The sequence below is a fragment of the Actinoplanes sp. NPDC051633 genome (assembly GCF_040681735.1).
Classification (GTDB): Bacteria; Actinomycetota; Actinomycetes; order Mycobacteriales; family Micromonosporaceae; genus Actinoplanes.
The window spans coordinates 1-19,244 of the sequence record NZ_JBFAZH010000023.1 but is presented as its reverse complement, the minus strand read 5'-3'; the positions used below and the strand labels follow the sequence as shown (position 1 = coordinate 19,244).

Here is a 19,244-nt window from a genome sequence, read left to right as displayed (position 1 = left end):
CCTGGGCGAGCAGCGGCGGCAGCCCGGTGGTGATGCGCCCGGCCGGGGCCTCGCCCAGGCGGTGATCCTGCTGACCTCCGCCACGCGACAGGCTCTCGAGGCGATCGGCGAGATCAAGAACGACGATCCCGACCCGGTCCGCAAGCAGCAGGCGAAAGCGACGCTCGACGAATTGTCGAAAACGGCACAGCGTCTGCTCGAGGAGTCCGACTTCGACGTCGCCTGGGTCGAGAAATCCGACCTGGGCAGCGGCCGCCGCGCCCTTGTCGTGGCGCCGCTGTCGGTGGCCGGCACGCTGTCCGAGCACCTCTTCGAGGACCGGACGGTGGTGGCCACCTCGGCGACGCTGACGCTGGGCGGCCGCTTCGACACGGTGGCCCGGTCGCTGGGTCTGCCGGCCGAGCCGACGGGCTGGGATTCGCTCGACGTCGGGTCCCCATTCGACTATCCGAAACAGGGGATCCTGTACGTCGCATCGCACCTCCCCCGACCGGCCGCGTCCGGGTTGCCGGACAAGGCGGGCGAGGAGCTGCTCGCCCTGGTCGAGGCGCTCGGCGGGGCCACCCTCGGGCTCTTCTCCTCGCGGCGGGCCGCGACCCAGGCGGCCGAGCTGCTCCGCGCGCGCACCGACCTGCCCGTGCTGCTGCAGGGTGAGGAGGCGTTGCCGCTGCTGGTCCGCAGGTTCCGGGAGGACAGGGCGAGCTGCCTCTTCGGCGTGATGTCGCTGTGGCAGGGCGTGGACGTGCCGGGCGACGCGTGCCAGCTCGTGGTGATCGACCGGCTGCCGTTCCCCCGCCCGGACGAGCCACTGGCGGCGGCGCGGGCGGCCGCGGTCGACGCTTCCGGTGGCTCGGGCTTCTCGGCGGTGAGCGTGCCGATCGCGGCCATCCGCCTGGCCCAGGGCGTGGGCCGGCTGATCCGCTCGACCGGAGACAAGGGCGTGGTGGCGGTGCTCGACTCGCGTCTCGAGACGGCGAGGGGCTATGGCGCCTTCTTGCGCAACTCGCTGCCGCCGTTCTGGTACACGACCCGCCAGGAGGTCGCCCTGGGCGCCCTGAAGCGCCTGGCGTCCCCACATTGAGGACTCGGCCCGCCCCCGAGGGCACAACGGGTCAGGGGCACCCCGTCAGGTTGCGGGCTGCTCCGAGGACACCACGATGGCGTCCGGTGGGACCTCCGGTCTGCGTCTGGCCAGCCGCCTGAGGCCAGTGTTGAGGACCGCGATCAGCGGCACCGCCACCAGAGCGCCCACGATGCCCGCCAGGACCACGCCGGACGCGATGCCGACGATCACCACCAGCGGGTGGATGGAGACCGCCCGGCCCATGATCAGCGGCTGCAGCACGTGGCCCTCCAGCTGCTGCACGGCGATCACCGCGCCCAGCACGATCAGCGCGATCACCCAACCCTGGTCGACCAGCGCGACCAGCACCGCCACGGCGCCGGACACGCTGGCGCCGACGATCGGGATGAACGCGCCCAGGAACACCAGCGCGGCCAGCGGGAACGGGAACGGCACGTCCAGGATGACCAGCGCGAGCCCGATGCCGGTCGCGTCGATGAAGGCGACCAGCACCGTCGCCCGCACGTAGGCGCCGAGGGTCGACCACGACGCGTCCCCGGCGTCCGAGAGTGACCAGCGCGCGTTCACCGGGAAGAGCCGCACGATGAAGCGCCAGATCTTGCGCCCGTCGCGCAGGAAGAAGAACGTCGAGAAGAGCACCAGCGCCGCGCCGGTGAGCAGCTCGGCCACGGTCGCCGCGGTCGCCACGCCGGTGGCGGTCAGCGACGACGTGTTCGAGTTGATCCAGCTCTGCGCCTGGTTGATCGCCTCATCGACCTGCTCGTCGGAGAGGTGCAACGGCCCGGTGCGCGCCCATTGCTGGATCTGCCGGATGCCCGCGGTCGCGTTGTCGGTCAGCTCCGCGGCGCCGTCCACGAACTGGTTGACCACCAGCGTCAGCGTGCCCGCGACGGCGGCGAGCCCGCAGATCAGCACGAGGAAGGTGGCCAGCGAGCGCGGCAACCGGAGATTCAGCAACCAGCCGACGGCCGGCGCGAGCAGCGCGGAGAGCAGCAGCGCGATGGCCAGCGGGATGACGACGATGCTGATGATCCCCACGAACCGCAGCAGCGCCCAGCCCACCACCCCGACGACGATCAGGCGCCACGACCAGGCGGCGGAGATCCGCAGCGAGTGCGGCACCTCGGCGTCGTCGCGACTGCTCGTCGACTGGTTGGTCGCCGGATCGGGCTCGGGCGGGGGCACGAACTCGACCTCGGCGTCCGCGTCGTACTCCCGCTCACGCAGGGAACGGGCCGTGCGCACCGAGTCTCGGCCGGTGTCGTAGGCCCGCTTGAGGTTCTGCCGGACACGCTGCAAGCGACTCAACCGCCGGTCCTCCTTCGCCACGTCCGCGTCGACGTTCACCGTAGTCGCAGGGCACGACACTTTCCCCGCCCGCCACGGGCTGGGTTCGGTGTCGTGGACCCGGCGGGCGTACCGTCTGCGTCGTGACAGCCGACACCCACACCGAGGCCGGACTACCGATCCGGATGCTCCACGACCGCGTCCTGGTCCGGCTCGAGGGCGGCGAGGGCGAGCGGCGCTCCAGCGCCGGCATCGTCATCCCGGCCACCGCATCGATGGGCCGGCGGCTCTCCTGGGCCACGGCGGTCGGCGTCGGCCCCAGCGTGCGTTCCATTGTGGTCGGCGACCGGGTGCTCTTCGACCCGGAGGACCGCTCGGAGGTCGAGCTGCACGGGCGCGAGTACATCCTGTTGCGGGAGCGCGACGTGCACGCGGTGGCGGCCAGCAGGGTCGAGCCCGACGGGACCGGCCTCTACCTCTGAGGCCCGGAATTCGGGCCATCGTCGGGCGCGGGTGTCTCCGGCTCCTCATCCGGGGTGGCCGGTCGAGCCGGGTGTGCCCCCGCCGATCCGAACGGCAGCGCGCGGGTCTCGCCGGCCGGGTCGGACGATCGGCGCGCCTCCGCCTCATAGCCGCTGGCCCACCCGGGACTCGACTGCGGCGGTGCCGAGAACGGGCGTGTCTCGGGCTCGGGCTCGGGCGGCGGCCAGGCCGGCGTCGCACCGGCCGGGCCGCGATCCGGAGATGCCGGTGGCGTCGCGGAGAACGGCCTGGTCGCCGGGGCCTCACCCCAGGGCGAACCCGTGGCGCTCCACTCCGATCGAGCGTCGGGCATCGGCTGCTGGCCCGCATGCGGGGGCTGTGGCGTACCGAAGGCCGGCTGCGGTGCGGCGGCCGGCGGCTGTTCGTAGCCGGGCGGCGCGGGAACGGACGGCCGCGGAAAGTCGGGCGGCGGGTACGCCGGCGGCTGCTGGAAGCCGGACGGGGGCGCCGCGCTGGTCGGCGTCACCGCCGTGGGGTCTTGTGGGGGAGATCCGGGCGTGGCGGCCGGCTGCTGCGGATGACCGGCGGCCTGAGGATAGAACGAGGGCTGCGCCGGTTGCTGCGCCGGACTCCCGTAGCCGTGACCGGCAGCGCCGTAGCTCGGAGCTCCATAGCCGGGAGCGCCATAAGCAGGGCCACCCGTCGGATAGCCGGGGCCGTAGGGACTCAACGCCGGGGGCGGGCCGTAGCCGGCGCCGGGGCCTCCGTAGCCGGGCGGTCCGTAACCGGGAGCCGCGCCGCCATACGGGCCGTACGGCGACGGGCCGTAGCCGTAGCCCGCCATCGCCGGCTGTGGGGCCAGCCGGACCGGCACCGGCATCACCGGCTCCGGCGGCGCGTTCACCCTGCGCGTCGTGCCGTCCGGGAAGGTCACCTGGTAGTCGTTGCCGTTCCAGAAGGCGCGCGGCATCTGCGGGTCACGCCCGGTGAAGACCGCTCGGTAGCCGACGATCTCGGCCAGCAACCGCTGCTCCTCCTCCGCCGCCAGGGCCTGGTCCTGCGGTTTGCGGTTGACGCCGCGCTGCATGCCGTCGCGGACGATCGCCAGCCTCGTCGACGCGAACTGGAAGCCGCGCATCGCCTTCATGCCCGCGTCACCGGCCACCCGCTGCGCCCAGCGCCGCGCCGAGTGCCGCCGGCCCAGGCTGCTCAGCGAGGCGACCTCGGGCGGCGCGAACCACCCGGCGCGCACATAGTGCGGCAGCACCCGCTCGCTCAGCCGGCCCTCCCAGCCGCGCAGCGCGATCGCGAAGCCCACCGTCGCGAAGAAGAACGGCACCATGAAGCCGAGGTAGCCGTACAGCATGATCATGCTCTCGCCGGTGGCCGCGGAGAGCGTCGGCAGCGCGTTGAACGTGCCGTGCAGGATCATCGCCAGCAGCAGACCGGCGATCGGCGCCAGCCACTTGACCCGGCGGTCGCCGCTGCGCGATGCGAGGCCCAGGCCGACGCCGGTCATCGCCGTGAAGAGCGGGTGCGCGAAGCCGGTGAACAGGATCCGCACGATGAAGATGAGGAAGACGTTCTGGATGCCGGTCGCCGGGCCGTACTGGTCGGCGCCCTGCGCGTACCCGTGCCCGCCCAGGTAGAGCACGTTCTCCACCATCGCGAAGCCGATGGCCGACAATCCGCAGTAGACGATGCCGTCGGTGATGCCGGACCACTCGCGACGCCGGCGCCAGAGCAACAGGATCGGGCCGAGGGCCTTCATCGTCTCCTCGATGAACGGCGCGATCAGCACCGCGACCAGCGCGTCGGGCAGGCCGAGCCGGTCGAACAGCCAGGCGCCGCCGGTGTTGACGCCGATCGCGACGAGCGTCGCGACCGAGGCGCCCCAGGCGAAGCAGAAGACCAGGTAGCGGTTGGGCTCCGGCTCGTAGCGGTCGAGCCACAGGAAGCAGCCGACGAGTACGGGAACCGGCAGGATCGCCGCGACCAGGCCGATGATCAACCCGGCGATGCCGTTGCTGAAGCCGAGGATCAGCAGCATCGCGATCGAGCATGCGGCGATGAAGCTGATCACCCCGGCGAGCGGCAGCCACCGGCGCCACCCGACCTTGCGGGCCGGCGCACCACCCACGGGCGCTCCACCCATGGGCACCCCGCCATCCGCGACGGCGACGCCCGAGCCGTCGGGACCGGCCGGATACGCGCCCGGGCCGGAATACGGAGCGGCCGAATCGGAAGAAGGCACGGCCGAGTCGGGGTGCGGCGCGGACTGCGAAGCTTCTTCGGCCATGTTGCCAGCGTAGCCATCCCCGTCCGGCGCGGCGGGCCCGAGCCGGGACGGGAAGATCAAGAAGGCCCATGACCGGACGTACGCGGACCCGACGACGCCCGCCGCGACCGCCGCTGCCACCCCACCGCCTTGCGCACCAGCCGGGGCGCCTCGGCGTGATCGATCCCGGTGGCCCGGAGCAGATCGGTGACCGTGGTACGCACCTGGGCCACGACCACGCCGCCCGAGAACCCGACGCCCTCGTCGTACCCGCGTCCCGCCTCCGCCGCCGCCCGCAGCGCCCGCTCCCGGGTGGCGATCGGCTCGGCACCCTTCGCCCACTCCTGCTGCAGCAGCTCCACCGCGTCCCCGAGCAGACCCACCGCCTCCGGCAGCACGGGCGGCACGGTTTCGCCGTCGCCCATCGCGGTCAGCACCCGCCGGGTCATCACCCGCACGTTGCGCAGCGCATGGATGAGCTGGGTCGCGCCGTCGACGTACTGTCCGAGCGCGCCCCGGGTCCGCCACCGGGCCGGCGCGAAGGCCACGTTCTCGCGGGCCGCCGTGACCGCCGCCGTGAAGGCGGCGAACGTACCCTCGGCCGCCCGCAGGTCGTCCAGCGCCTGCTGCACCTTGTCCTGATCGCCCTGCGCCAGCCCGTCGGCCACCTGACGCAGGCCCGCGGCCAATGCGGCCAGCGCCGGATCGGCCGCCCGGCGCACCACCGTGAGCGGGTTGAGCGGCAGCAGCAGCGTCATCACCACCAGACCGACGCCGCCGCCGACCAGCGCGTCCAGGAACCGGCTGTACGGCAACCCGACGCCCTGGGTCAGGGTGGCGACCAGCACCGCGGAGGACGCCGACTGCACGACCAGGGGCGTGCCTCCGCCGACCGCGGTGGCGACCAGGATCGCGCCCACCACGATCAGCGCGATCTGCCACGGACCCCGGCCGATGACCAGGATGATCGCGTCGCCGATGCCGATCCCGATGGCCACGCCGAGAACGAGCTCGGCGGTGCGCCGGGCTCGCTGCCCGACCGAGGACGCGAGCGTGATGACCGCGGCGATCGGCGCGAAGAACGGCGTCGGCCGCCCGAAGACGTCATGCGCCAGGAACCAGGCGATGCCGGCCGCGACGCCGGCCTGGACCGCCAGCGCGGCGCCGCCCTTGAGGCGCGACCAGACGCCGGCCGCGCCGGACTTCGACCGGTCACGAACGCCGGCCAGGATGTCGGCCACCCGGCGCCCGGCGTCGCTGTCGGTCATGAGGGGCACGATACGGCCCGCCGCGGCATCCTTCCGCCCACGCGGCGAGCCGCCGCAGGCCGCGGGTCGCGCGGCCCGCCGCCGCCTCCCCCACCCGGCACTGGGTGGGCCAGGAAGCTACACCACGACCACGACACTTTCCGCGCTCGATCCACAGGCCGACACTCCGCCACCTCCACCCCGGGCGCCCATGCCAGGATTGCCGCTGTGACCACCACACTTGCGGACCGCTGGCGTGCGGCGGTGCGTGGCGCCGGCGCCACGGCCGACGACGCCGACCTCGACGCGGCCGGTGCGTACCTTCTCCAGCGGTGGACCGAGCCCCAGCGGCAGTACCACGACGTCACGCACCTGGCACACGTGCTCGACGTGATCGATCGTCATGCGACGCTGGCGCGGCACCCCGACCGCGTGCGGGTGGCCGCCTGGCTGCACGACGCCATCTACGACCCGCGGGCCCTCGGCGACGCCAACGAGCGGGACAGCGCCCAGTTCGCCGCCGGCCTGCTGGCCACGCTGGGCGCGTCCGACGACGTGGCGGCCGAGGTCGCCCGGCTGGTCGGGCTGACCGCCGGCCACTCGACCGGCGCCGACGACCCGGACGGCGAGCTGCTCTGCGACGCCGACCTGGCGATCCTGGCCGGCGACGAGGACCGGTACGCGCAGTACACGGCCGCGATCCGCCGGGAGTACGCGCACGTGCCCGACGACGCCTTCAAGGACGGCCGCGCCCAGGTGCTCAAGGCCCTGCTGGAGCTGCCGTCGATCTACCGCCACCAGGAGCTGCGGGACGCCTGGGAGGCCACGGCCCGCGCCAACCTGGAGCGCGAGCTCAGCGGTTGAGGTGCTTGGGCCGGCGCAGCCCACTGCTCCGGAGCCGGGCGGCCAGGTCGCGGGACGGCAGCAACGTGGCACCCAGCCACAGCGCCGACCTGAAACGAAGATCCGGAATGTCGTAGTGGTCGCGGTCGAAGGCCCGCCGTGGCACCCCCAGCATCTCGGCGAACACGTGCAGCTCGTCGTAGGAGACGTCGCTGACCAGGTGCGACCACAATCGGCCCCGAGCCGGCCACAGCGGCTCGTCGACGAGGATCAAAGATCACCGGTGGTGGAGAGCTCGGTGAGAAGTCCGGCCGCCCGGTCCGCGGCGAACCCGCGCACGTCCGGCACCCCGATCCGCGCCGCGTCCGCCGTCAGGTCGTCCGGCATCTTCTGCGACTGCCGTTCCGCCTCGACCCGCGCCAGGTAGTGCTCGACCTCGCGGTTGCGCACCGCCTGGTCCCAGCCCAGCGCGTCGCCCATCACCGCGGCCGCGTGCCGCGCGGTCTCGGCGCCGCGGTGCGGCGTCTCGATCGAGATGCGGGTACGCCGGGTGAGCACGTCATCCAGGTGCAGCGCCCCCTCGGCCTGCGCCGCGTACGCCACCTCGGCCGCCAGATATTCGGGCGCACCGGTCAGCGGCGTGGCCAGGGCCGGATCCGCGGCGATCATGGCCAGCAGGTGCACGGTCAGCGTGCCGTAGCGCTCGAGCAGGTGCTCCACCACACCGGCCGTGACGCCGTGCCGGCGAGCCGTGTCCAGCCTGTCCCGCCACGCCGCCGAGTAGCCGTCGGCGCCGAGCAGCGGCAACTGATCGGTGCGCGAGGGCCGGGCCGGCCCGCCGAGCCGCCGCACCGCCCGGTCGATCACGTCGGCCGCCATCACCCGATAGGTCGTGTACTTCCCGCCCGCCACCAGCAGCAGGCCCAGCATCGGCTCGACGACCGCGTGCTCACGGGACAGCTTGGAGGTCGAGTCGGCCTCGCCGGAGAGCAGCGGTCGCAGCCCGGCGTAGACGCCCTCGATGTCGTCGGTGGTCAGGGGCCGGTCGAGCCACTGGTTGACCTGGTCGAGCAGGTAGCTGATGTCGCGCGCGGACGCGGCCGGGTGTGACCGGTCGAGGTGCCAGTCGGTGTCGGTGGTCCCGATGATCCAGTGCCCGCCCCACGGGATGACGAAGAGCACCGAGGTGGGCGTACGCAGAATCAGGCCCGCCTCGCCGGTGATCGCCGAGCGCGGCACCACCAGGTGCACGCCCTTGGACGCGCGGACCCGCAGGCCGGGGCGGACCCCGACGTCACTGAGCATCTGCGACATGTCGTCGCTCCACACGCCGGTCGCCGCGACCACCGTGCGTGCCCGCACCTCGAAGTCGGGCTCGTCTGGTGCCTCGAGGTCGCGCACCCGCACACCGACCACCTCGCGGGCCTCCCGCACGAAGCCGACCACGCGCGCGCTGGTCACCACGGCCGCGCCCAGGCTGGCCGCCGTGCGGGCCAGGTTGACCACCAGGCGGGCGTCGTCGACCTGCCCGTCGTAGTAGCGGATAGCGCCGGCCACCCGGTCGGGCCGCAGGCTCGGGAACATGTGCCGGGTGCCGGCGCTGCTCAGGTGCTTGTGCAGGGGCATGCCGCGCCCGGTGCCGAAGACCCCGGCGAACGCGTCGTACGCGGCGACGCCCAGCCCGTAGTAGGCGCGATGCCAGACCCGAGCCGGTGGCCTCGCCTTCTCCAGCGGCACCAGGATCGGCACCGGGCGCACCAGGTGCGGCGCGATGCGGCTGGTCAGCAGGCCCCGCTCGGTGAGCGCCTCGTGCACCAGGTGCAGCTCGAGCTGCTCCAGATAGCGCAGGCCGCCGTGGATGAGCTTGCTGGACCGGCTGGAGGTGCCGGCCGCGAAGTCGCGGGCCTCGACCAGGGCCACCTTGAGACCCCGGGAGGCGGCGTCGAGGGCGGCGCCGGCGCCGGTGACGCCACCGCCGATCACGAGCACGTCGAACTGTTCGTCGCGAAGTCTCTTCAGGTCGGCGACGCGGCGGATCGGTGAAAGGCGACCGGCCGAGAACCTGGAGACCGAGGGATCACGCACCCGTCCCACGTTAGCGCTCCAGGGCGTCACACCGGCGGATGAATCCTGGCCGGTAGGTTCTCGGGTTGTGGACAGCGAGTTCTGGATCTCCGAACTGACCGACGACGATGTGCCGGCCGTGGTGACCCTGTGCCGGTCGGCGCTGGACATCCCGGAGGATGCGGCCGAGGCGGCGGAGATCGTGCTGCGGCTGCGGGAGAACCCCGGGCGCAGGGCCGGCTTCATCGCCTCGACGGCGGAGGAGACCATCGGGGTGGTGATGGGCTCGGTCTCGCATCGCGACCCGTCCATCGGGCACATCGATCTGGTCGCGGTGCACTCGCGCGAGCGGCGGCGGGGGGTGGCGCGGGCGCTGATGTCCCGGATCGAGGGCGCGCTGGCCGGGCTGGGCGCGGGTGACGTGGTGATCGCCGGGAACGCGCCCTTCTACGCGTGGCCGGGCATCGACGTCCGGTACACCCCGGCCATCTGCGCGGCGATGGCGCTGGGCTTCGAGGAGGACCAGCCGGCCTGGAACATGACCGCCCGGCTCGATCAGGACCTCGCGCCGAGGAAGATCGACGGCGTCGAGGTGCGCGCGGCGACCGGCGAGGACGTGCCGGCCCTCACGGAGTTCGCGATCCGGAACTGGGGCCGTCCGTGGGCCCGGGAGATCGCGGACAGCGTGGGGCGCGAGCGGGCCGGCTGTCACCTGGCGATCCGCGCCGGCGAGCTGCTCGGCTTCGCCGCGTACGGGGCACGCCCGAACTGGTTCGGGCCGATGGGCACCGCGCCGGCCGCACAGGGTCTGGGGATCGGCTCGGAGCTGCTGCGCCGCTGCCTGGCCGACCAGAAGGCGAGCGGGCTGAGCGAGGTGCAGATCGGCTGGGTGGGCCCGATGCCGTTCTATTCGGGCGTGGTCGGCGCACGCGTGGAGCGGGTGTTCTTCCTGTACCGCAAACAAATCTGACGTCTCAGGACACGCAAAGGGCGGGCCGCCGACCGGCGACCCGCCCTCTCGCTTGCTGGGACTGGACTCAGAAGTCCATGTCTCCGCCACCCGGAGCACCGGCCGGAGCCGAGTTCTTCTCGGGCTTGTCCGCCACGACCGCCTCGGTCGTGAGGAACAGGGCGGCGATCGACGCGGCGTTCTGCAGCGCCGAACGGGTGACCTTGGCCGGGTCGATGATGCCCGCGGCCAGCAGGTCGACGTACTCACCGTTCGAGGCGTCCAGGCCGTGGCCCGCCTCGAGGTTGCGCACCTTCTCCACCACGACGCCGCCCTCGAGGCCGGCGTTCACGGCGATCTGGCGCAGCGGGGCGTCCAGCGCGACCTTCACGATGTTCGCACCGGTGGCCTCGTCGCCGACCAGGTCGAGCTTGTCGAACGCGGTCTTGCCGGCCTGCACGAGCGCCACGCCGCCGCCGGGCACGATGCCCTCCTCGACGGCCGCCTTCGCGTTGCGAACGGCGTCCTCGATGCGGTGCTTGCGCTCCTTGAGCTCGACCTCGGTGGCCGCGCCGACCTTGATCACCGCAACACCGCCGGCCAGCTTGGCCAGGCGCTCCTGCAGCTTCTCGCGGTCGTAGTCGGAGTCCGACTTCTCGATCTCGGCCCGGATCTGGTTGACCCGGCCCTGGATCTGCTCGGCGTTGCCGTTGCCGTCGACGATGGTCGTCTCGTCCTTGGTGATGACCACCTTGCGGGCCTGGCCCAGCAGGCTCAGGTCGGCCTGGTCGAGCTTGAGCCCGACCTCTTCGCTGACCACGGTGCCACCGGTGAGGATGGCGATGTCGTCCAGCATGGCCTTGCGGCGGTCACCGAAGCCCGGCGCCTTGACGGCGACCGACTTGAAGGTGCCACGGACCTTGTTGACCACCAGGGTCGCCAGGGCCTCGCCCTCGACGTCCTCGGCAATGATCACGAGGGGCTTGCCGCCCTGCATGACCTTCTCCAGGACCGGCAGCAGGTCCTTGACCGCGGAGATCTTGCTGTTCGCGATCAGGATGTAGGGGTCGTCGAAGACGGCCTCCATGCGCTCGGCGTCGGTCATGAAGTACGCCGAGATGTAGCCCTTGTCGAAGCGCATACCCTCGGTGAGCTCGAGCTCGAGCCCGAAGGTGTTGCTCTCCTCGACGGTGATGACGCCTTCCTTGCCGACCTTGTCCATGGCCTCGGCGATGATCTCGCCGACCGTGGAGTCACCGGCCGAGATGGAGGCGGTCGAAGCGATCTGCTCCTTGGTCTCCACGTCCTTGCTGAGCTGCGTCAGAGCCTCGGAGACGCTGGCGACGGCGGCCTCGATGCCCCGCTTGAGGGCCATCGGGTTGGCGCCGGCCGCCACGTTGCGCAGGCCCTCACGGACCAGCGCCTGGGCCAGGACGGTCGCCGTCGTCGTGCCGTCACCGGCGACGTCGTCGGTCTTCTTGGCGACCTCCTTGACCAGCTCTGCGCCGATCTTCTCGAAGGAGTCCTCGAGCTCGATCTCCTTGGCGATCGACACACCATCGTTGGTGATGGTCGGCGCGCCCCACTTCTTCTCGAGCACGACGTTGCGGCCCTTGGGGCCGAGTGTCACCTTGACGGCATCTGCGAGCTGGTTCATGCCCCGCTCGAGGCCCCGACGAGCTTCCTCGTCGAATGCGATGATCTTGGCCATACGGCTGTGTCCTCCCGGACAATCACAGGAACCTCTGCGGACGTCGCCACCTGGCGATGCGACGTCCTCAGGCCGAGCCGGATAGCCCGCGACGACCGGCCCGTGCCGGATCACCGATGGCGGTGACCGACCGGAACCCCACCGTCCCGACCTGCTTGGCACTCACATGGTGCGAGTGCCAACACCTTGTTTAGCACTCTGATGGGTCGAGTGCAAGAACGGATGCCTAGTCCTGAGACTAGTTCAGCTTCCGGCGAAATCCGCGACGTGGTAGGCAGTCACCATGGGTTCCGTCGCGACGCTGACGAGCGTGCACAGGGTCACCCCGGCCGACGCGGGCCGGATGCGGGCGTTGCGGCTGGAGATGCTCGCCGACAGCCCGCTCGCCTTCCTCGAGACGCTCGCCCAGGCGGCCGCCCGATCACACGACGACTTCCGGCGCCGGGTCACCCAGGCGTCGACCGGCCGGTCACTCGCACAGTTCGTGGCCGACCCGGGCGGGCCGCTGGTCGGGCACGCCGGCGGCACGGTGCTGGCCGAGGCGGCGGACACGACGGTGGTGTTCGCGGTCTACGTCACCCCGGCCCGGCGCGGCACCGGGGTGCTCGCCGACCTGGTCGAGGCGGTGGCCGACTGGTCGCGGGCGTGCGGCCGGCCCGAGCTGATGCTCGAGGTGGTGGTGGGCAACGACCGGGCGGTGCGGGCGTACGAACGGCTGGGCTTCACGGACACCGGCGTCCGGGTCCGGCACCCGGTCATCCCCGCCCTCACCGAGCTGCAGATGCGACGGAGCGCGTGATGAGCAGGGGCTGGCACCTCGCCCGGACCGTGCTCACCGCGGTGAACGGCACCACCGGCGCCGGCCTGCTGGTGGCCCTGCTCACCGGGGCGAAGATCCGCCGGGGCCGCAACGGCGTGCTGATCGCCGAGGGCTACCAGCGCCGGATCCCGCCGGCCACCTGTTTCACGGTCGGGTCGGTGATCATCACGCGGCGCACGGCGGAGTGGCTGCTGGCCGACGAGCGATCGGCGCTGTTCGGGCACGAGAGCCGGCACGCCGGTCAGTACGCGACGCTCGGACCGCTCTTCTGGCCGGCCTACTGGACCTGCTGCGGATACTCCTACGCCGTGACCGGCTCCTACGGCTCCCGCAACTTCTTCGAGCGGCACGCGGGGCTGCACACCGGCGGCTACCATGACCGGCCGCTCCGCCCGTGGGCGGCGCGCCTCGCGCGCCGCCGTGCGACGAACCGGCCGGAACCTGGGCACGGAGCCTGACCACCGGCCGGCCGGCGCGTGGCGGGGGGACCCGGTGCCTGCGGTTGTGGACTTCCGGCGCTCGTACCCGGATGGGTCTTGATCTAGGAAATCGTGTGCTGCCAGTCGACCCAGCGGTCGACCGCGCGGAAGCCCATCGCCCGGTTGATTGCGAGCATGTGCTCGTTCGAGGTCGCGTTCCATGTGTCGATCGCCTCGAGGCCGGGCCGGATCCGCAGGGCCTGCTTCAGGTTCTCCAGCTTGACGATCAGGCCCAGCCGGTGACCGCGATGCCCCGGATGGACCAGCGTGATGTGCTGCATCATGTGGTGCGGCACGGCCTTCATCCCGTTCAGGGTGGTCCAGGCCACCATGCTGTCGGTCGCCTCGTGCACCATGCCCGCGTGGAGCCGGTCGAGGCCGCGGTCCAGCTTGTTCTGCTCCGACGAGCGGATCCGGGCGGCGTCCACCTTCTCCGGCTCCATCTCCAGGTCACCCAGCGGCGCCTCGTCGATGAACATGCTGTCCAGCTCGGCGACGTCGTCGATGTACGCGTCCGGCGGCATGCCCTGCCAGATCTCCAGGCGATATCCGTCGGCATGCTTGCGTGCCTCGGCCAGCATCGTCTCGATCACGTCCAGGTCGACGACGGTCACGTCGAGCCGGCTGCGGGTGTCGTGCAGCCCGGGCTTCGCGCCCATCGCGGCCGCGAAGGCCGGCCCGCCGGGTGCGCGGTCGGTGGCCTGGCCAATCAGACGCTTGCGGCCGTCGGCCCGCGCCCGGTCGACCGCCCAGGTGTGCAACGCCCGCCCGACGCCGCGGCGGCGGAGCGCGGGCCGCACGGAGAGGCGGGTCGTCAGGATCTCGAGGTTGTCCAGCAGCGGCATGGAGAGCTCGATGTATCCGGCCGGGGCGCCGTCGAGGAAGGCCAGCGCCCGCTCGTAGCGGTGGCCCGGCGGCGGCTGACGCACGCGCAGCACGAACTCCTCGAGCGGATCATGCGGGATGTCGGGGAACTCGTGCTCGTCGGAATCCTGCTCGATCGCCCAGGCCTGCCGGATGGCCTGCTCGTCCGACGGCTCGAACGGCGCGACATCGATGTCCATGGCGTCATCGTGCTCGCACAGCCGGTCCGCCGCGACCGATTAAAGACCTGGGAAGTTGGTCGGGAGGACGCGCGCACAGCGCCTCCGGCACTGGGTCGTTGGGCCCCTGAAGAGATTGTCGCCAAGCTCGAAAGTTGGGGCCTCGTACGGCGTCGCGTCCTCCCGCGTAGAGCATCTTGCCGACGTCGAGATCGGTTCGCAAGTCCTCACGCGAGGGAATCTTGAACGCGTTGTCAGAAAGGCGACTACAACGCGTTACAACATTTACCCCAAAAGCCCCGCATCGCGGGCACCGCGCAGCGTCGGCTTGATCCGGTGCGTCGGGCCGACCTCGGTCGCGACCGCATCCAGCGTCTTCAGCCCCTCGCCGGTGTTAAAGACGACGGTCTCCTTGGCCGGGTCGAGCTTGCCGCCGGCCACCAGCTTCTTCAGCACCGCGACGGTGACCCCGCCGGCCGTCTCGGCGAAGACGCCGGTGGTGCGCGCGAGCAGCCGGATCCCGTCGCGGATCTCGTCGTCGCCGGCGTAGTCCATCCAGCCGCCGGTCCGCTGCACCGCCTCGATCGCGTACGCCCCGGCCGCCGGGTCGCCGATGTTCAGCGACTTCGCGATGCCGGTCGGCTTCACCGGGACGATCCGGTCGGCGCCGCTGTGCAGCGCGGTCGCGATCGGGTTGCACCCCTCGGACTGTGCCCCGAACACCGTCCAGCCGCCGGCCGGCGCCTCGACCAGGCCGATCTCGACCAGCTCGGCGAAGGCCTTGTCCACCTTGGTCAGCAGCTCGCCGCTGGCCATCGGGATGACCACCTGGGCCGGGATCCGCCAGCCGAGCTGCTCGGCCACCTCGTAGCCCAGCGTCTTCGACCCCTCGGCGTAGAACGGCCGCACGTTGACGTTGACGAACGCGGTGTCCTCGAACTCGTCGGTCTCCACCAGCTCGCCGCAGAGCCGGTTCACGTCGTCGTAGGAGCCGTCGATCGCGACCAGCTCACCGCCGTAGACCGCGGTCGTGACGACCTTGCCCTGCTCGAGGTCGCCGGGGATGAAGACGATCGAGGGGACGCCGGCCCGGGCGGCGTGCGCGGCCACCGAGTTGGCCAGGTTGCCCGTCGAGGCGCAGGCGAAGCGGGTGAAGCCGAGCGAACGGGCCGCGGTGAGGGCCACCGAGACCACGCGGTCCTTGAACGAGTGGGTGGGGTTGGCCGAGTCGTCCTTGACCCACAGCGGCGCGTCCAGGCCGATCGCGGCGGCCAGCGCCGGGGCGGGGACGAGCGGGGTGAGACCCGGGTCGAGGGTCACCCGGGCGGCGGGATCCTGGCCGGCCGGGAGCAGGGCGGCGTACCGCCAGATGTTGTGCGGACCGGCCTCGATCTGAGCGCGGGTCACCTGGGCGAGCGCCGCCGGGTCGTACGCGACCTCCAGCGGCCCGAAACACTCGAAGCAGGCGTGCTGGGCGGCGAGCGGGAACTCCGCGCCGCAGGCACGACAGACCAGACCCCGCGCGGGGCTGTCCACAGCGACTGGGTTGACGACAGACGTCATTGAGGCCTTCCTCTCATCTTTCCCCGCCGAGCTGGCGAGGCCGGAATTAGCACCTGCCACGCGCGGCCTCATCGTCGAGACATGCGTGGTGGTTGCCGGGGCGTCAACGGGCCGTTCCCTCAGCCCCTCTGGATGAGGTATTCAGTTGTGCCTCCCACCTTACGTGCAGGCGGGCGCGTCAGGAAGTTATGTCTTTGCGGGTGAACCGCCAGAAAGCGGTACCCCAGAAAAGTGTCGCGTAGCACACCGCGGCGATCGCGCCCTTCACGATGTCGTCGGTCTGCGCGGGTGTCGAGAGCAGGCCCAGCCAGGCGTCGCTGTAGTGCGTGGGCAGGACGTTGCGGATCACCCCGAGCGCCTCGATCTGGTCCAGGATGCTGGACAGGATCCAGAGCAGCACCGCGCCGCCGACCGCGCCCAGCGCGGCGTCGGTGAGCACCGACAGCAGGAACGCAAGCCCGGCCACGATCATCAGGATCACCGCCAGATAGCCCAGGATGCCGAGCAGCCGCAGCACTCCCTCGCCGGCCGGGATCTCCGCCGCGATCGTGCTGCCGAGCGGGTGCCAGCCGTACCGCAGGGTGCCCAGCAGCAGGGCGACGCCGGTGAGCGTGAACAGCGCGGTCAGCGAGTAGAGCAGCGCGACCACGAGCTTCACGGCGAGCAGCCGCGCCCGCGGCACCGGGATCGCCAGCAGATAGCGCAGGCTCCCCCAGGACGCCTCGCTGGCCACGGTGTCGCCGCAGAACAGCGCCACCACGACGATGAGCAGGAACGACGACGAGACGAAGATGGTGAACAGCGCGAAGTTCAGCCCGCCGGAGGTGGCCAGGTCGACCAGGCTGGAGAACTGCCCGCCGCCGTTGTCGTCGTCATCGCCGCTGCCGAACTCGAAGGCCAGCAGCACGATCAAGGGCAGCAGAACCATGAAACCCAAGGCCAGTTGGGTACGCCGGCGCGAAGCCTGCCGCTTGATCTCGGCCCAGATCGGCATCGTCGATGACGGTCGGTACCCCGTTGCCGCGGCGGTCACCGGTCACCACTCCCCTTCGAGTTGTCCCCGACGAGCGCCAGGAAGGCGTCCTCGAGCCGGCGCCGCGGCACCACCCGGTCGACGCCCACGCCGGCCCGCACCAGTGAGGCGACCACGTCGGCCCGCGGCGTGCCGTTCATGTCCACGATCAGGCCGCTGGCGCCCTCCGGGACCACCGAGCGCACGTCCATCCCGGAGAGCACCCGCTCGGCCGCGGCCACGTCGGTGACCTCGATCTGCACCGACGGGGAGTCGCCCACGATGTCGTCCACCGGTCCGGACGCCACGATCCGGCCCTTGTTCACCACGACGGCGTGTGTACAGGTCTGTTCCACCTCGGCGAGCAGGTGGCTGGAGACGAGCACGGCGCGACCGCCGGTGGCGTAGCGCTTGAGGACGCGGCGCATCTCGGCGATCTGCGGTGGATCGAGGCCGTCGGTCGGCTCGTCCAGCACCAGCAGCTCCGGCATGCCGAGCATGGCCTGGGCGATGGCCAGCCGCTGCTTCATGCCATGGCTGTAGTTCTTGGTGCGGCGGTGGATCGAGTCACCCAGCCCGGCGATCTCCAGCGCCTCGTCGAACCGCGCGTCCGCCCACGGCCGCCCGGTCGCCCGCCAGTACGCCCGCAGGTTGTCCAGCCCGGTCAGATGCGGCAGGAAGCCCGGCCCCTCGACCAGCGCGCCGACCCGCGAGAGGATCGGGGCGCTCGGCACCAGCGGGTTGCCGAAGACCAGCGCGTCGCCCGCCGTGGGCATGGTCAGCCCCATCAGCACCCGCAGCGTGGTGGTCTTGCCCGCACCGTTGGGCCCGAGCAGGCCCACCACCTGACCCCGCTCGACGGTGAAGCTGACCTCCTCGACCGCCACGAACCCGTCCGCGTACGCCTTGCGCAGGTTGCGGACGACCAGTGGGGTGTCCGCGAACTCCTCGACGGTGGGCGCGCGCCGGGACCGGCGGCGACGCACCAGCAGCACGACGATCAGCCCGAGCACGATGGCGGCGAGCAGGCCGGCCAGCACGTACCGCCAGATCACCTGGGGGTTCGCGATCGGCGTGCCCACCACCGTGGGCACCACCACGGCCGGCTCGACCGCCACCGTGTAGTTCGCCGGCCGGGCGGGCGTCAGATAACCCTGGTCCGAGGTGGCTACCACGACGCGCAGCGAGTTGCCCGCCTCGATCCGCCGGACGATGGCGGGCAGCGTCACGGTGACCGGTTGCGCGTCGGCGATGCCGGCGGGCAGGCCGGTGAGCCGGACCGGCGCGACGAGCCCGGCGCTGAGCGTCTCGGCGCCGGCCGGGTCGACGTCGTAGAGCTTGACGAACAGCGTCGCCTCGCCGGTCGGGGACGCCGCGCGCAGCCGCACGGTGGGCGCGCCGACGATGTCGACGGCCGAGGTCAACGGCTGCGAGACGAAGGTCGCGAACTGCCCCGGCACGTCACCGGCCACGCCGCCGAGCACCTCGGAGAGCCGCCCGCCGACCCCGGGCAGCGAGGACAGGGCGCCGGGATTGCCGTTCGGCGGGTTCGCGACCGGCTGCGCCGGCCCCCGCACGGAGACCTCGGCCGTGCCGGTCCCGCTGATTCCCGGGTACGCGGACACCGAGTACCCGTTGGTGACCAGCCCCCGGTCCAGCGCGCTGAACCCGGTGACCCGCGAGTAGGTGAAGCTGGTCGACGGCGCCGCACCCTCGCCCTTCACGTAGTGGTCGAGCCACTGGACGGTCAGGAACTTGGTGCGATCCTGGTCGGTCTGCGGACCGAGCCCGCCATCGTGCCCACCGGTGAACCAGGCGACCCGCACCGGCGTGCCGGAGGCCGCGATACCGCGCGCGTTGGCGTCCGCCTCGGAGAGCGGGAAGAGCGTGTCGACCGCGCCCTGGATGAGCAGCGTCGGCGCCTTGATCTTGTCGAGGACGGTCGCCGGGCTGGACTTGCGCAGGACGGCGAGGGCGGCGGCGTCCGGCTGCCCGGCGGTCGCCATCGAGAGATAGGCCGCGCACACGTCGGCGGCGAACCGGCCGCAGGCCGGGTTGAAACCCTCAGGAAGCCGCCCGATCTGCGCGGCGAGGTCGTCGGGGGCGGCGTCCGCGGCGGCGGACGGGTCCACCGTGGCCGAGGCGGCGCCGTTGCCGAAGAAGTAACCGGCCCAGCCCTTCTTGAACACCCCGGTCGCCGGGGTGTCCGCCGCCTGCGGCAGGAACGCCCGGCCCAGGTCGTTCCAGGTGATCAGCGGGACGATCGCGTCCACCCGCGGGTCCTGCCCGGCCAGCAGCAGCGCCAGCGCCCCGCCGTACGAGCCGCCGACGACGCCGACCCGCGGGTCGCCCGCCGCGTCCAGGCGGACCTCGGGCCGGGC

General features: G+C 72.0%; 16 protein-coding genes and 1 riboswitch. Of the genes, 6 read left to right on the top strand and 10 right to left on the bottom strand.

Going from position 1 to position 19,244, the window contains the following annotated elements; all coding sequences use genetic code 11:
* A partial coding sequence (locus AB0M20_RS02970; RefSeq protein WP_364292735.1) for an ATP-dependent DNA helicase occupies positions 1–1,081 on the top strand: 1,081 nt, incomplete at its 5' end.
* A 45-nt stretch (positions 1,082–1,126) separates the two neighbouring features.
* Here AB0M20_RS02970 and AB0M20_RS02965 read toward each other — a convergent pair.
* Positions 1,127–2,392: an AI-2E family transporter gene (locus tag AB0M20_RS02965; protein WP_364292732.1), complete on the bottom strand. Its 1,266-nt coding sequence runs from the start codon at positions 2,390–2,392 to the stop codon at positions 1,127–1,129.
* Positions 2,393–2,514: 122 nt separating this feature from the next.
* On the opposite strand from AB0M20_RS02965, the gene AB0M20_RS02960 reads away from it, so the two are divergent.
* Entirely contained in the window at positions 2,515–2,853 is a 339-nt protein-coding gene (locus AB0M20_RS02960) for a co-chaperone GroES (protein ID WP_364292729.1), read from the top strand.
* On the opposite strand, the gene AB0M20_RS02955 is transcribed toward AB0M20_RS02960, so the two are convergent.
* Together AB0M20_RS02955 and AB0M20_RS02950 are read right to left on the bottom strand one after the other, a co-directional pair.
* Entirely contained in the window at positions 2,844–5,153 is a 2,310-nt protein-coding gene (locus tag AB0M20_RS02955; protein ID WP_364292726.1) for a PrsW family glutamic-type intramembrane protease, read from the bottom strand. The genes AB0M20_RS02960 and AB0M20_RS02955 overlap by 10 nt on opposite strands.
* Before the next feature lie 56 nt (positions 5,154–5,209).
* Positions 5,210–6,400 (bottom strand): FUSC family protein, encoded by a 1,191-nt coding sequence (locus tag AB0M20_RS02950; protein ID WP_364292723.1) that lies wholly within the window; start codon positions 6,398–6,400, stop codon positions 5,210–5,212.
* 207 nt (positions 6,401–6,607) lie between these two features.
* On the opposite strand from AB0M20_RS02950, the gene AB0M20_RS02945 reads away from it, so the two are divergent.
* Positions 6,608–7,243, top strand: a complete 636-nt coding sequence (locus AB0M20_RS02945; RefSeq protein ID WP_364292720.1) for a metal-dependent phosphohydrolase — start codon at positions 6,608–6,610, stop codon at positions 7,241–7,243.
* Here the strand turns inward: AB0M20_RS02945 and AB0M20_RS02940 are convergent.
* Together AB0M20_RS02940 and AB0M20_RS02935 are read right to left on the bottom strand one after the other, a co-directional pair.
* The gene (locus AB0M20_RS02940) at positions 7,233–7,496 is read right to left on the bottom strand and encodes a DUF4031 domain-containing protein (RefSeq protein WP_364292717.1); all 264 of its coding nucleotides are present in this window, start codon (positions 7,494–7,496) and stop codon (positions 7,233–7,235) included. The genes AB0M20_RS02945 and AB0M20_RS02940 overlap by 11 nt on opposite strands.
* Positions 7,493–9,307, bottom strand: a complete 1,815-nt coding sequence (locus AB0M20_RS02935; RefSeq protein WP_364292714.1) for a glycerol-3-phosphate dehydrogenase/oxidase — start codon at positions 9,305–9,307, stop codon at positions 7,493–7,495. The genes AB0M20_RS02940 and AB0M20_RS02935 overlap by 4 nt, the downstream gene beginning before the upstream one ends.
* Before the next feature lie 67 nt (positions 9,308–9,374).
* Here AB0M20_RS02935 and AB0M20_RS02930 point away from each other — a divergent pair, with 67 nt between their 5' ends.
* Positions 9,375–10,256, top strand: coding sequence for a GNAT family N-acetyltransferase (locus AB0M20_RS02930; protein WP_364292711.1), 882 nt, complete (start codon positions 9,375–9,377; stop codon positions 10,254–10,256).
* Positions 10,257–10,323: 67 nt separating this feature from the next.
* Here AB0M20_RS02930 and groL read toward each other — a convergent pair whose 3' ends face one another.
* Entirely contained in the window at positions 10,324–11,946 is a 1,623-nt protein-coding gene (gene groL, locus AB0M20_RS02925; protein ID WP_364292708.1) for a chaperonin GroEL, read from the bottom strand.
* 283 nt (positions 11,947–12,229) lie between these two features.
* Here groL and AB0M20_RS02920 point away from each other — a divergent pair, with 283 nt between their 5' ends.
* Positions 12,230–12,745 (top strand): GNAT family N-acetyltransferase, encoded by a 516-nt coding sequence (locus tag AB0M20_RS02920; protein WP_364292705.1) that lies wholly within the window; start codon positions 12,230–12,232, stop codon positions 12,743–12,745.
* Positions 12,745–13,224: a hypothetical protein gene (locus tag AB0M20_RS02915; RefSeq protein ID WP_364292702.1), complete on the top strand. Its 480-nt coding sequence runs from the start codon at positions 12,745–12,747 to the stop codon at positions 13,222–13,224. Before AB0M20_RS02920 ends, AB0M20_RS02915 begins: the two co-directional genes overlap by 1 nt.
* 83 nt (positions 13,225–13,307) lie before the next feature.
* Here AB0M20_RS02915 and AB0M20_RS02910 read toward each other — a convergent pair whose 3' ends face one another.
* The 4 genes from AB0M20_RS02910 to AB0M20_RS02895 form a co-directional block, all read right to left on the bottom strand.
* Positions 13,308–14,309, bottom strand: coding sequence for a GNAT family N-acetyltransferase (locus AB0M20_RS02910; RefSeq protein WP_364292699.1), 1,002 nt, complete (start codon positions 14,307–14,309; stop codon positions 13,308–13,310).
* Between the two features lie 264 nt (positions 14,310–14,573).
* On the bottom strand, positions 14,574–15,851 hold the full coding sequence (gene thrC / locus AB0M20_RS02905; RefSeq protein ID WP_364292696.1) for a threonine synthase: 1,278 nt from the start codon (positions 15,849–15,851) through the stop codon (positions 14,574–14,576).
* 10 nt (positions 15,852–15,861) lie between these two features.
* A riboswitch (SAM riboswitch) is annotated at positions 15,862–15,990 on the bottom strand.
* Between the two features lie 39 nt (positions 15,991–16,029).
* Positions 16,030–16,845: an ABC transporter permease subunit gene (locus AB0M20_RS02900; RefSeq protein ID WP_364292693.1), complete on the bottom strand. Its 816-nt coding sequence runs from the start codon at positions 16,843–16,845 to the stop codon at positions 16,030–16,032.
* Between the two features lie 35 nt (positions 16,846–16,880).
* Positions 16,881–19,244: ATP-binding cassette domain-containing protein (locus tag AB0M20_RS02895; RefSeq protein ID WP_364292690.1), on the bottom strand; the 2,364-nt coding region annotated here is incomplete at its 5' end.

Coding starts and splice junctions, on each gene's coding strand:
- AB0M20_RS02950 (WP_364292723.1), bottom strand. CDS start 6,400: ATGACCGACAGCGACGCCGGGCGCCGGGTGGCCGACATCCTGGCCGGC.
- AB0M20_RS02900 (WP_364292693.1), bottom strand. CDS start 16,845: ATGCCGATCTGGGCCGAGATCAAGCGGCAGGCTTCGCGCCGGCGTACC.
- AB0M20_RS02920 (WP_364292705.1), top strand. CDS start 12,230: ATGGGTTCCGTCGCGACGCTGACGAGCGTGCACAGGGTCACCCCGGCC.
- AB0M20_RS02910 (WP_364292699.1), bottom strand. CDS start 14,309: ATGGACATCGATGTCGCGCCGTTCGAGCCGTCGGACGAGCAGGCCATC.
- AB0M20_RS02955 (WP_364292726.1), bottom strand. CDS start 5,153: ATGGCCGAAGAAGCTTCGCAGTCCGCGCCGCACCCCGACTCGGCCGTG.
- groL (WP_364292708.1), bottom strand. CDS start 11,946: ATGGCCAAGATCATCGCATTCGACGAGGAAGCTCGTCGGGGCCTCGAG.
- AB0M20_RS02915 (WP_364292702.1), top strand. CDS start 12,745: ATGAGCAGGGGCTGGCACCTCGCCCGGACCGTGCTCACCGCGGTGAAC.
- thrC (WP_364292696.1), bottom strand. CDS start 15,851: ATGACGTCTGTCGTCAACCCAGTCGCTGTGGACAGCCCCGCGCGGGGT.